Annotated in this window: 11 protein-coding genes; 3 read left to right on the top strand and 8 right to left on the bottom strand. The window is 56.9% G+C overall.

Features of this window, described 5'->3' with window-relative positions; genetic code table 11:
• Window positions 1-399: 399 nt before the first annotated feature.
• From ACR8BN_RS10935 to ACR8BN_RS10945, 3 genes are all read left to right on the top strand, one after another.
• On the top strand, window positions 400-1,944 hold the full coding sequence (locus ACR8BN_RS10935; protein WP_031590498.1) for a methyl-accepting chemotaxis protein: 1,545 nt from the start codon (window positions 400-402) through the stop codon (window positions 1,942-1,944).
• Between the two features lie 322 nt (window positions 1,945-2,266).
• A complete protein-coding gene (locus ACR8BN_RS10940) occupies window positions 2,267-2,761 on the top strand; it encodes a MarR family winged helix-turn-helix transcriptional regulator (RefSeq protein WP_411555682.1) in 495 nt (164 codons plus the stop codon).
• Window positions 2,762-2,863: 102 nt separating this feature from the next.
• The gene (locus ACR8BN_RS10945; protein ID WP_227024284.1) at window positions 2,864-3,064 is read left to right on the top strand and encodes a hypothetical protein; all 201 of its coding nucleotides are present in this window, start codon (window positions 2,864-2,866) and stop codon (window positions 3,062-3,064) included.
• A gap of 194 nt (window positions 3,065-3,258) precedes the next feature.
• Here ACR8BN_RS10945 and ACR8BN_RS10950 read toward each other — a convergent pair whose 3' ends face one another.
• From ACR8BN_RS10950 to ACR8BN_RS10985, 8 genes are all read right to left on the bottom strand, one after another.
• Entirely contained in the window at window positions 3,259-4,488 is a 1,230-nt protein-coding gene (locus ACR8BN_RS10950) for a methyl-accepting chemotaxis protein (protein ID WP_223265938.1), read from the bottom strand.
• A gap of 272 nt (window positions 4,489-4,760) precedes the next feature.
• Window positions 4,761-6,194 carry a YchO/YchP family invasin gene (locus tag ACR8BN_RS10955; protein ID WP_181815140.1) on the bottom strand — a complete coding sequence of 478 codons (1,434 nt, stop codon included), beginning with the start codon at window positions 6,192-6,194 and terminating at the stop codon, window positions 4,761-4,763.
• Window positions 6,195-6,367: 173 nt separating this feature from the next.
• On the bottom strand, window positions 6,368-7,165 hold the full coding sequence (locus ACR8BN_RS10960; protein WP_083068203.1) for a glucose 1-dehydrogenase: 798 nt from the start codon (window positions 7,163-7,165) through the stop codon (window positions 6,368-6,370).
• Window positions 7,166-7,176: 11 nt separating this feature from the next.
• The gene (locus ACR8BN_RS10965; RefSeq protein ID WP_010245772.1) at window positions 7,177-8,244 is read right to left on the bottom strand and encodes an ABC transporter permease; all 1,068 of its coding nucleotides are present in this window, start codon (window positions 8,242-8,244) and stop codon (window positions 7,177-7,179) included.
• A gap of 227 nt (window positions 8,245-8,471) precedes the next feature.
• Complete coding sequence (locus ACR8BN_RS10970; protein WP_434746915.1) at window positions 8,472-10,004, bottom strand: sugar ABC transporter ATP-binding protein; 1,533 nt, start codon at window positions 10,002-10,004, stop codon at window positions 8,472-8,474.
• 10 nt (window positions 10,005-10,014) lie between these two features.
• Window positions 10,015-10,626, bottom strand: coding sequence for a DUF2291 family protein (locus ACR8BN_RS10975; protein WP_010245779.1), 612 nt, complete (start codon window positions 10,624-10,626; stop codon window positions 10,015-10,017).
• A gap of 45 nt (window positions 10,627-10,671) precedes the next feature.
• Entirely contained in the window at window positions 10,672-11,607 is a 936-nt protein-coding gene (locus tag ACR8BN_RS10980) for a D-ribose ABC transporter substrate-binding protein (RefSeq protein ID WP_010670004.1), read from the bottom strand.
• Window positions 11,608-11,662: 55 nt separating this feature from the next.
• Complete coding sequence (locus tag ACR8BN_RS10985; protein WP_163657413.1) at window positions 11,663-12,460, bottom strand: GolD/DthD family dehydrogenase; 798 nt, start codon at window positions 12,458-12,460, stop codon at window positions 11,663-11,665.
• Window positions 12,461-12,679: the final 219 nt, after the last annotated feature.

Genomic DNA, 12,679 nt, shown 5'->3' on the forward strand with positions numbered 1-12,679 from the left:
TTACGGCAGTGAGACAGACGTTCTGCGAAGCCCGATGCGTCTCGGTTACGTCATCAATGTCGAATAGTGTTCTATCGGCAGCAGCGGCCAGATTAACAGGGCCGTCCGGTTAAATTTGTGCATTACGGTGTTTTTAACGGGTTACGCCGCTGGCGTATCGCGCCGCTGCACCGCGCGAAAAGGCGTACACTCACAAGGCAATAAACAGCGATTTATCAGGATATTGGCCGAATTTTTACTCTTACCCCGATTATGATTTTTTGAACTAAATGGGTGAGAATACGTGCGATTTTTAATCGCACGAAATTAAATAGCGATCAATTTAGTTAAACGTAACTCTCCAGAAGTGCTCTCTCCTGCCGATACCGGTTTATCCAATAAACTTTCCCGGAAAGAGAGATGAAAATTTCAACGCGCCTTAGCGCAGGTTTTGGCTTGCTTATTCTGCTGTTTATTATCTGTACCGGCACCGCGATTCACGCGCTGGATAGCGCTCGCGATGGTATGGATGAGGTGGTTAATGTCCGTTTGAAAAAGTACCAGACGGTGCTGGATATGCGCGGTGGCGTGCGGGATATGGCAATCGCGGTGCGTAACCTTGCTCTGCTGACCGATCCTGTTGCTATGAAGCCAGAATGGGAACGTCTGCAAAAACAGCGGGCGCTTTATATCAGCAACCGCGAAGCACTCTCAGGCATGATGCAGACCGACTCCGGACAGGCTGGACGTGAGGCGATGAGCAGAATCGAGTCCACTGAAGAGGCCGCCCTCTCCACGCTGATGACCGCCGGAAAACTGGGGATGGAAAATCGTCAGCAGGAGGTCACCGACTATCTGTTAAAGGTGGCGCGTCCGGCTCAACAGATCCTGCTGAAGGCGATAAACGATCTGACCGAGCTTGAGATGCGCAGCAGCCGGGATGCGGTAGTGGATAACGGCATCGCCATCGCCCGCACCACCTGGATACTGATCATCCTGGCGGTGCTCTCCGTGCTGGCTGCCGTCGTCACCTGCGCGTTTATTGTGCGGATACTGATGCGCCAGCTGGGCGGCGAACCGGTGCAGGCTCAGATGCTGGCTGCTGCGATTGCCGCCGGTGATCTCACCTCGCCGGTCACGCTGCGCCGTGGCGACAGCACCAGCCTGCTTGCCTCGCTCAGCGGCATGCAGACCAACCTGCGCGAACTGGTTACGCAGATTAAAGGGGCATCCGCCTCGGTGGCGCTGGCGGCCGATGAGATTTCGCAGGGCAATACCGAGCTTTCATCCCGTACCGAGCAGCAGGCTGCTGCGCTGCAGGAAACGGCCGCCAGTATGGAGCAACTCACCGCCACGGTAAAAAGCAACGCCGCGGGCGCGCAGCAGACTGCCGGTTCAGCGCGCGAGGCCGCCACCCTGGCCCATGCGGGCGAAGCAGATGTCCAGCGCCTGTCAGAAACCATGCATGACATTTCGCTGAGTGCCGTTCGGGTGCGCGATATTACGTCAGTGATTGAAGGCATCGCTTTCCAGACCAATATTCTGGCGCTCAACGCCGCCGTCGAAGCGGCACGCGCCGGTGAAGAGGGTCGCGGATTTGCCGTGGTCGCGGGTGAAGTCCGCTCGCTGGCCCAGCGCAGCGCCACCGCAGCACGCGACATTAAGCAGCTGATTGAGCAGGCCGTGACGCAGGTCGAAGATGGCGTGACCGTGGCGGCCGGAACGGGTGAGCGCATCCTGAAGATTGTCAGCCGCGTCGGTGAACTGGCCGATGCCATGGACAACCTCTCCCTCTCCTCCGGAGAACAGATGCAGGGCATCTCCCAGGTCAGTATTGCGGTGAGTCAGATGGATGGCGTCACGCAGAATAACGCCGCGCTGGTGGAAGAGTCCTCTTCTGCGTCGCAGTCACTGCTGGCCCAGGCGCGCGACCTGCGCGGCATGGTAGAGACCTTCACCGTATAAGCCCTATCGGCGGGCGGCTTCAGCCTGGGTTAAATGCTGAAATTGTCCTGCCGATCTTCGCGGCGTTGCACCCGGCGCACGTTGCGCGCAAGGGTTGCGACCGGTTATATTGACTTCAATTTAATTTGACTCAATACTGTGCCGACTTTCAATCGGCGTCGCAGCTAAAGGCTTTTTCTCCCGCTGCGATAGCGCTTAAAGGTCTGGTGTTGTAAACCAGAAAAGAGATGCTGCCGAAATCAACATCTCCCCGAGATACTATTCGCGAGACTTCACGGCTGTCCAACAGCCTGGGGTCTGGCTGTCCCACCCCGGACTCAGAATGAGTAAAGATATGAATGATGAACCCGCGGGGTTCTCCGATACGCCTCCCGCCAGTGCAGCGCCTGAAACCATCGACCAGTTTCTCTGTTTTGCGCTCTACTCCGCCTCACTTGCCATGACAAAGCTCTATCAGTCGCGGTTAAAACCGCTGGGTCTGACCTATCCGCAATATCTGGTGCTGCTGGTGCTGTGGGAAAAAGATCGCCAGACCGTCTCTGATATTGGTGCACGCGTCCGGCTTGATTCCGGCACGCTCAGCCAGCTTCTGAAGCGGCTGGAAAGCGCGGGCATTATCTGCCGCCAGCGTGACACGGGAAATGATGAGCGCCGGGTGCTGGTCTCTCTGACAGAACAGGGCCACCAGCTTAAAGTCGCGGCGGCTGGCGTCCCGGCTGATATGATCTCGGTGATGGATACCGCCTGTAGCGAACTCGGTGATCTGACGACTCAGGTGGCAACCCTGCGTGAAAAGCTGCTTAAGGCCCTGCCATGATGCCGGCTTATCATAAACCTGTGAGCAGGCTGAGAAAGCTGAATCGCCTGAGTGTTGCCCCTTCAGATGCTATTCAGCAGAACGGTTGCGCTGGAGTTTCTATTGAGTACTGATAAACCGGCAGATATGGCTGACGTCCACGCCGTGGTAGGAGAGGCTGTGTCGAGCCTGCTGAAGTCAGGCAAGACGGCAGGCATACACGAAATAATCGCATTCCTGCAGCATCAGCAAGCACGGTCGGTAAACGGTCAGCGAGAGGTCTACGCCAGAGCCGTGCGTATTGTGATGGCCATGATTCGCTGAAGTGTCACTGACCGGCTGAACGACGGCTTTTTAATCGCCTGAACACCTATCAGCTGCGATATTTTTGCGCGGAATACATAAAAGTCCGGGTGCAGCCGGGCGGTCCTGTTTAACAGCATAACACTCGCCTGTTAATTCCTTTTAGGCAGGACCACCCCTCTACCGGCCCTTTCATCCGCCCGGCTTAAACGCCTTTATTCACCCTGTGCCGCTCGGGCAACCTCTTTCACGGCATTCTCCACGCGCTCTGAATCTTTCTGAATGCTGGCAATCACCTCTCCCGCTTCACGCATCAGCATAACGCCCTGACTGGTACTCGCCAGCGAGGTTTCAATCCCCCGCAAAACCTCTCTGGCCAACTGATTATTCCCCGCCACTACCCGTTCAATCTCCTCAGTCGCGCTACTGACTGAGGCTGCCAGGTTACGGACTTCTGCCGCCACCACAGCAAAACTGCGGCCCGACGAGCCTGCCCGCGCCGCTTCAATAGCGGCATTAAGTGCAATAAGTCGGGTCTGCATGGCAAAACGTCTGATGGTTTCAACCATGCCATCAATGCTGTCAGACTGGCTGTTAAGGCGGGTAACATCTGCCGACACAACGCTCATCTCTGCGGCAATCTGGCTGATCATCTGAATGCTGTTGTCGATAACATCCGCACCCGCCTGTGCGCTTCCCCGCGTCTGAGCGGCCATATTCCATGCCTTTAACGCCGCATCAGACTCCTGCTGATTACGTAGCACCTGTTCCGTAACATCGCTGGCGAATTTAACAATTTTAGTGAGCTGTCCGTCACTGTTAAACACCGGATTGTAGGTCGCTCTGAGCCAGAGCGGTTCGCCACGCCGGTTAAGGCGGGGAAACTGACCCGAGAAGAATTCGCCCTGATTCAGTCGCGCCCAGAACTGGCGGTATTCATCGCTCTGAGAGAGGCTCTTTGAACAGAATAACCGGTGATGCTGCCCTATTACCTCAGTAGCCTGATAACCAGTGGCCTTGAGAAAGTTGTCGTTTGCTTCGAGTACGTGCCCGTCAGGGCTGAAGGCGATCACCGCCATGGAGCGGCTGATGGCATTAATGATCGACGTCTGCTCCAGGGATGACTGCATCCTTTCAGAAATATCAGCGGCAATTTTAATAATTTTAAAGACTCTGCCGCGTCGGTCAGTCACCGGAATATAGCTCGCCTCAAGCCAGACCGGACGCATGCCGCTGGCCAGCCGCAGAAATTTGTCACTGTAGCTTTCGCCTGCCGCCAGGCGTTGCCAGAAACGTTGATATTCTGGTGAGTTAACCAGTGCAGCCGGACAGAACATGCTGTGATGCTGACCCACGATTTCATCTGCCCGGTATCCCATGGTGGCCAGAAATAGCGGACTGGCTTTCTGAATAATTCCAGCAGGCGTGAACTCAATTACGGGCATAGCGCGCCCCAGCGACTGGAATGACGCGGCAGAATGCAAGCCACGCTGACGATAAAAAGAAGGGAGAAGGCATTTCAGAAAATTCAGACGCATCAGCAGGACCAGAAGAAGTTGGAATTGCTGTAGTTATCGGCATTCAGGCGACGCGCGTTATACATCGCTGTGATAGTCACGGATGATGATTGCAACATAATGTTACTGGTAGCGCGGTGCAGGATCGGCCCGCCCACCATCCGGGCAAACACATCCGGCAACGTGCGTCGTCCTGCTCGCTACAGTGTGGCGCCACCGGGAGCCATCAAATCATAGCGATCGTTCTGCGGGGCCTCGTCCACGGTCATCGGTGGCTGAATTTTCAGGGTGATCCAGTTAGAGGTCACACGCTGCTGCTTGCTGTCCTCCAGCGTTACCGACAGGCGATATTCGTTGCTGGCGTCTGGCGACGGATCCCACTGCGGTAAGATCACACTCCAGCCCTGCGGATCGGCGTTACTGGCAGGAGGTGTCAGGCTCAGTGCCTGCGTATCGCCCTGCCAGCTTACCGCCTTGATAGCATTGCTGGCGCGCACCTGCAGCTTCAGCGGCAGACTCTCGCCACTGCTTAACTGCCAGGGCGGTGTTGCCAGAAACACGGACAGCGTTTTGCGCTGACGGAAAGCGAGCACCGGCGTATCACTGCGGGTGACGGTATCGTAACGGCTGCCGCGCAGGGAGTGCGCCTCAGCGACGTTTCCGGCATCGAGCTGACGTCGCAGCGCCACGCCAAAGCGATAGTTGAGTTTCAGCCCCAGCTGATCCTGACTCTCACCGGCACTGCTGGTTTTATGGGTAGCGGACAGCGTCACCAGCGGCACGGGAGTGTAAGAGAGGCCAAACGACATGGCGGAGGGATTGTGATAGCGGTTGCCGCTGTTAAACAGATCGACATTCTCACCCAGATATTGCTGATAGCTCACCGAAACGCCCAACTGACGATAAAAGGGCAGATAGCTCTGGCTGGTAATATCGTAGCCGCGCGCCATGCGCTGCTGCTGCGAATCGCCCAGATTTTTCCAGCCGGAAAGCGGCTGATAATAGTTGGCTGAGAAGCGCATTGAATCGCTCCACGCTTCCGTGCCCACAGAGGCGCGCTGCAGACCGCTGCTGAACACGCGGTCAACAAAGCCGTTGTAACCCAGCAGCCAGTCACCGGCATCCCAGCGTTGCCCCAGTCCCGCATTGCCAACCAGGCCATCGCCGGTATCGTGCAGACCAAGCTGGCTGAAGGTGAGCCGGCTGTTTTCGTCGGCCAGTGCGCTGAAGAGATCGCCGCCGGTACCGGTGAAGTTTCCGTTCATGTCGACTTTCAGATCCAGCTGCGCGGTGCCGTAAGGGGAAAGCAGTGACTGCCCTTCGCTCTCAACCCGATCGGCCACTTCATCGCGCAGATGATTGAACGCCCAGACGCCCGCCTGCTGACCAAACGTGACATTGCTGTCGCTGTTGTTACTCGCTTCACCGATACTTTTGGCCACGGCCGCCAGCTTTTTGCTCCACTCTTCATCCTGATCGCTGGCACCGCCGAGCGTCGGCAGCGACTGACTGTAGCGCGCAGGATCGTCGAATGGCGTCTCTGACACCGCTGTTTCAGTCTGAAAAGCGCGGGCGCTCTGCGTGGCAGTCAGCGACAGCGCAATCAAAGAGAGAACCCCTGTTTTCCGTATCATGTCACCCGGCACATTGATTAGTTCGTAGCTGCAATTAAAGAAAAATCATCAGCTATTACCTTAACATATTGTGACGGCGATGCAGGACAGCAGCGGCGAATTGTGCATATAACAGAAAAGTCCGGGTCAGAAAAAGGCCTGCGTTTATAGCAGACCTGCGATCTCTCACCGCATCAGGAGAAGATTAAACCGCCATCCACATTGATGGTCTGCCCGGTGATGTAGCGCGCATCCTCTGATGCCAGAAACGCCACCAGGCCGGCAACATCTTCCGGCTGACCAGCACGCTTCAGCGGAATGTTTTGCACCCACTCCGCCATCAGTTCCCCTTTGCCGTAGGTTTTCTCCTCGCTGCTGAGGATCTCGCCCCAGACGCGATCGTTGTAATCCCACATCTCACTCTCAATGATGCCGGGACAAAAAGCGTTGACCGTAATGTTCCACGGCGCCAGTTCCAGCGCCAGACTCTGGGTAATGCCTATCACCCCCATTTTGCTGGCGGCGTAGTGCGGCGTGTAAATAAAGCCCTGTCGTCCCTGCCCCGATGAGGTGTTGATCAGGCTGCCGCTGCGCTGCTGCACCATATATTTCGCCGCTTCACGGCAGCAGAGCCAGACGCCGGTGGTGTTAACCGCCAGAATCCGCTCAAAGTCGCTTTTCGGCATGGTGTCGAAGCGGTCGATGGTGATCACGCCCGCATTCTGTATCGAGACGTCAATCTGACCAAAGCGTTCAAAGGCCTGCTGATAGAGCTGCTGCACCGCAGCTTCATCCGTGACATCGACCTGCAGCGCCAGAATCTCACTGCCATACTGCTGCTGAAGCTGGTCAGCTGTAGCGAACACCCGGTCAGCATTCGACACCATCACCAGCCTGGCCCCGTCGCGGGCGAAACGCGCCGCGATCCCGGCCCCGATGCCACGACAGGCACCGGTTATCACCACTGTTTTTCCACGTTGTTCGCGGGTCATAATCGCTCCTGTTAACTGTGACGAACATCAGTAAGGGGGGCTGCCTGCTGCTTTTTTTCATGGCGACGCAGCAGCACCACTTTGCTTTGCAGACGTTGCTGGAACTGGTCGATGACCACCGCAGTCACAATCACCAGACCTTTGATTACCATCTGCCAGAAATCGCTGACGCCCATCATCACCATGCCATCCGCCAGGAAGACGATAACGAAAGCGCCAATAATCGAGCCGGAAACCCGGCCACGTCCACCCGCCAGCGCTGTGCCGCCCAGCACGGTGGCGCCAATGGCGTCCATCTCAAACATGTTGCCGGTCATCGGGTGCGCGGTCTGCAACTGAGAGGCCACCACCAGCCCGACGAGTCCGGCGCAGAGGCCGGAAAAGGCGTAGACAAAAACTTTCACCTTGATAATCGGCACGCCCGCCAGTCGCGCGGCGGACTCATTGCCGCCAATGGCGTAGATATAACGACCCAGCGGGGTTTTGCGCGTCAGGTAGAGGCCGAGCAGTAAAAAGCCGAGCATCAGCCAGATCGGCAGGTAAACGCCCAGTACGGTGCCGGAACCGAGCAGCGAAAAGCCGGTGTTGCCCAGCGCGGGCACTCCCACCAGGTTGGCGTAGGTGCCGCCGTCGTTGAACAGCAACGCCGCACCGCGCGCCACATACATCATGCCCAGGGTGCAGATAAAGGGTGCAACGCCCAGCCGGGTGATCACCGTGCCGTTAATCAGTCCCACCAGCACGCCAAAGATGGCCACGACCAGAATCACTTCAGGCACGTTGAGAAACAGCGTATTGCCGCCCCACAACGGGATGCCATTGGTGAGCAGTGCGCCCGCCACCATGCCGCAGATCCCGGCGACCGCACCCACCGAGAGATCGATACCGCCGGTCAGGATCACCAGCGTCATACCAATGGCCAGCAGGCCGGTAATCGCCACGTGCTGCGTCATGATCAGCAGGTTAGAGGGGGTGAGAAAGTTCGGCACCATCACGCTGAAAAAGCCGACCACAATCAGCAACGCAATAAAGGTGCGGGCCTTCAGCAGGTACATATAGAGCAGATATTTTTGGTTCATGAAATTCTCCGGCCAGCTTAGAGCCTGGCCCACCAGGCGTAATGGTTTCAGGCAGTCTGGACACGGACAGCGCGGAACAACCGGCACGTACACGCAGTACGTCAGGACTACTCGCTGTGCTCGCCCCTTCAGGGCCGCCCTGACGGGCGTTCAGGTTGCTAAAGCAGCCTGTGTGACCTCTGCCCAGGTTCAGACGGACAAATAAAATAGCCTGATGGGTCAGGCTCTTAATCCTGCGGGGTTGATGCCGCAATCAGATGTTCTCGCGTCGCCGCTGCGCGCGGCAGATCGGCAGTAATCCGGCCATCGGCCATCACTAAAATGCGGTCCGCCAGCGCCATCACCTCATCCAGTTCAGACGAGGAGAACATCACTGCCAGCCCCTGCTGTGCCAGATTGCCAATCAGGTGATAGACGTCGGTTTTGGCACCCACGTCGATACCGCGCGTTGGCTCATCCAGCAGCACCACCTGTGGCCCGGTCATCAGCGCTTTACCCAGCACCACCTTCTGCTGATTACCGCCGCTCAGCGCCGTGACCGGCAGGTCGGGATCGCTGACTTTAATCGCCAGATGGCCGATCATCTCACTGACCCGCTGCTGCTCCCTGGCAGGATTCAACAGCCCCAGCGCACGTCGAAAACCGCGCAGGCTGAAGTCAGAGAGCGTCATGTTGGCGGTGACCGACATCAGTTCAATTACCCCTTCGCCTTTGCGATCTTCGGGCACCAGCGCTATGCCACTTTTCAGCCGCTGCTGGAAGCTGCGTTTCGCCAGATCCCTGCCCGCCAGCCGAACATGGCCTGACTGACAGGGCATCAGGCCAATCAGCCCCTTAAACAGCTCGGTGCGTCCGGCCCCCAGCAGGCCATAAATGCCGATCACCTCGCCTTTGCGCAGCGTAAAACTGACCTCATTCAGCTTGTAACCGCCGTTCTGATGCAGCGCAGTCAGGCCCTCTACCTCCAGCACCGTTTCCCCCTGTGGCGCAGGCTGATAGTCGAACTGCTTTTTCTTGTCACCCACCATCTGGGCGATAATCCACGGCACGCTGGCGTCCCGTACCTCGCGCTCACTAATAAAACGGCCATCGCGGAAAATGGTGATGTGATCGCCAATCTCCATCAGCTCTTCCAGCCGGTGAGAGATGTAGATAATGGTGACACCGCGTCGCTTAAGCTGATCGATGACGTTAAACAGCACTTTCACTTCAGACTGGCTCAGGGCGCTGGTCGGTTCATCCATGATAAGTACCCGGGTATCCTTCGACAGCGCCCGGGCGATCTCCACCAGTTGCTGATGACCAATACCCAGCTCACCCAGCGGCGCGTAAGGATCGACATCCAGCTGCAGCCGCTCCAGCAGCGACTTTGCCAGCGCGTACTGATACTTTTCATTGATCACCCCGCGCTGGAAAAACTCATTGGCGATAAAGATGTTGTCCATCACGTTCATGTTGGGAAACAGATTCAGCTCCTGAAAAATGATGCTGATCCCCTGCTTCTCCGCCTGATGCGTGGAGCTCAGCGACACCACCTTGCCATCCAGCAGAATCTCGCCCGACGACGGCGTCTCCACCCCTGCCAGCATCTTCATCATGGTGGACTTACCGGCGCCGTTCTCACCGATCAGCACGTTGACTTTATTGCGGTAGACCCGATAACTGACCTGATCGAGCGCGGTCACGCCGGGATAAAGACGCGACACGTTGCGCGTTTCGATAATCACGTCGCCGGACTGTTGCGGTTGAGGATTTTGCATCTGCCGCTCCTTATTGCCGGGTGATCGCAGCCGGAGTGATATCCGGCAGCTGCTGCGGAATGTCCCAGCTGCTGAACACGCCGGAGACCCTCACTTTATCGCCCACCTTCGGTGCAAACTGCTGCATCAGAGTGGAGGCGTGCTGGTTAATCGCCTTGCCGTAATCACCAAACAGCACCTGGTCATTGAAGTCCTGATAGCTCACGCCTTTGTAGACATCCCGCAAAGCGGTGCCACGAATGATTGGCCCCACCTGAATAGTGACGCTGTCACCTGATTCATCTTTCACGGTCATCTTCCCGCTGCGTGACGTGGTATTCACGGCGGTCACCTCGCCGCTGACCGAGACGCTGAAGACACAGGGATTCTCAGCCTGACTGCGATAGCCGTAGCTCTGACAGGCACTGTCGAAGTCTTTGGCAGACTGCAGCGACTTCATCAGCGTCGCCAGCGGTTTAGCCTCTGCCTGAACCTGTGGCACCAGTTTCTGCTGCCAGAGCTGGTCGATGTTCGCCATTTTCGGATTGGGGGGATTTTTCAGGGCAGCCAGCTCCTGCTGCGACACAATTTTGCAGCCGCTTAACAGCAAGACCACCAGCGTCAGCCAGACTCTTCGGGACATCATCTTCTCCCTGGCGCCCGCTTTCGCAGGCGCGACAGCGTTTAATTACGACTTGTAGTTAAAGTCCTGTACACCTTTAGCGTTTTCCGGGGTAATCAGAATGCCGCGGAACATCACCCGCTGTTTTTCCGGCTTCACGCCCTTCTGAATGAAGTTATCGAGATCGGTCACCCCTTCAGCGGCAATCGCCTGCGCCTGCAACATCACCGTGGCTTTCAGCGTGCCCGCTTTCACCGCATCGCGTTCGTCGTTGCTGCCATCAATGCCCACCACGATCACATCGTTGCGACCGGCCGCCTTCAGCGCGGCAATGGCGCCCAGCGCCACCGGGCCGTTACCGCAGATCACCCCTTTCACATCCGGATGTGCCTGCAGGATGCTGTCCATAATGCGCTTGCCGTCGATCAGGGTGCCTTTGGCATCCTGACGCGCCACGCTCTGCATATCAGGATACTGATCCAGCACCTGATGGAACGATTTCGAGCGTGTCACGCAGTTGTTGTCCGCCAGGTTACAGGCGAGTTCGGCGTACTTGCCCTTTTCGCCCATCTTTTCAACAAAGACGTTGGCAACGTCTGAACCCGCCTGGAAGTTGTTGTGGGTGATCTGCGCCAGCGCCACGTCATCCACCGGGATTTCGCGGTTGATCAGCACCACCGGAATTCCGGCATCTTTGGCTTTTTTTATCGCCGCCACGCTGGCGGTAGAGTCGGCGTTATCCAGCACGATACCCTGCACTTTTTTACCGATAGCGGCGTCGATCAGTTCGCTCTGCTTTTTCACATCTTCGCCGTGCGACAGCACCGTTGTTTTGTAACCCAGTTCCTGCGCTTTGAGATTGGCGCCTTTGGCTTCGGAGGCGTAGTAGGGATTATCGAGTGAGTTAACCAGAATCATAATGGTGCCCTTTTCGGCGGCAAACGCCGCCTGCGAAACCAGACAGGCAGCCACGGCAGTGCACAGCAAGGTACGGTTTTTCATGATGTTCTCTCTTATCGTTATGGCAGGGTATGAATTCCCGGGTGCTGGATTGGCCTTACCAGATGGTAAAGCCCCCATCGATCATCAAATCGGCGCCGGTGATCATGTCGCTGCCGTTGCTGGCGAAAAACAGCACCGCAGCGGCGATCTCATCGGTATAGGCAAAGCGTCCGAGCGGAATCAGCTTCTTCATCTGCTCGCCCTTCTCGCCGCGCCAGGCCTTTTCGCCCATCGGCGTCAGCACCACGGTGGGCGACAGGGTGTTAACGTTGATGCGATGCGGAGCAAACTCTTTGGCCATCACTTTGGTCATGCCCAGCAGGCCCGCTTTGGCTGAGGTGTAGGCGACATGGTTGTCGATAGCGATGGATGCCGCCTGGGAGGCGATATTAATAATTTTGCCGCCCGCACCGGCACGGATCATCAGCCGTGCGGCGGCCTGTGAGCAGAGAAAAGGCCCGGTGAGATTCACCGCAATTTGCTTCTGCCACTCGGCAAAATTGGTCTCGATCACCGGCTGCAGCATCACGTAGCCTGCGCAGTTCACCAGGATATCGATCCGGCCATAGTGGGAAACCACATCGTTAAAAGCCTGTTCAACCGACGCGGGATCGGTAACGTCACAGCAGACAAACTGCACCCGCTCGCCGGGGAAGTCTGCCTTCAGGCTGGCGACCTTCTCTGCTTCAAACGGCGGATAGAGTAGTGCCAGACTCGCTTCCTTCTCCAGCAACATGCCATTGGTCGCCATCGCGATACCACCCAGCCCGCCGGTCACGACGGCCACTTTGCCGGCCAGATTCATTGCGGTATCCACGCCGTAGCGCAGGTTTACGTCATATTCACCACTCATCCCACTCTTCCCCTCAGATTTTTGCCGATGCCGTTGATTCACTCATTTTCGAACAAAAATATAAGCTATCGAAAAGAAATGTTGTGTGGAGCAGATCAAATTTCGACCATCTGCCCTGCAAAGCGGCTTATCTGATTGAAAAGACGTGATCTGGCTTCCAGTCCCGAAATAAAGGCAGCTGGCTAGAATCCGGAAAGCGTGAGAGATTCAATAGCCTGC

It is taken from the genome of Pantoea sp. Lu_F5_004 (assembly GCF_051136245.1).
Classification (GTDB): Bacteria; Pseudomonadota; Gammaproteobacteria; order Enterobacterales; family Enterobacteriaceae; genus Pantoea; species Pantoea agglomerans.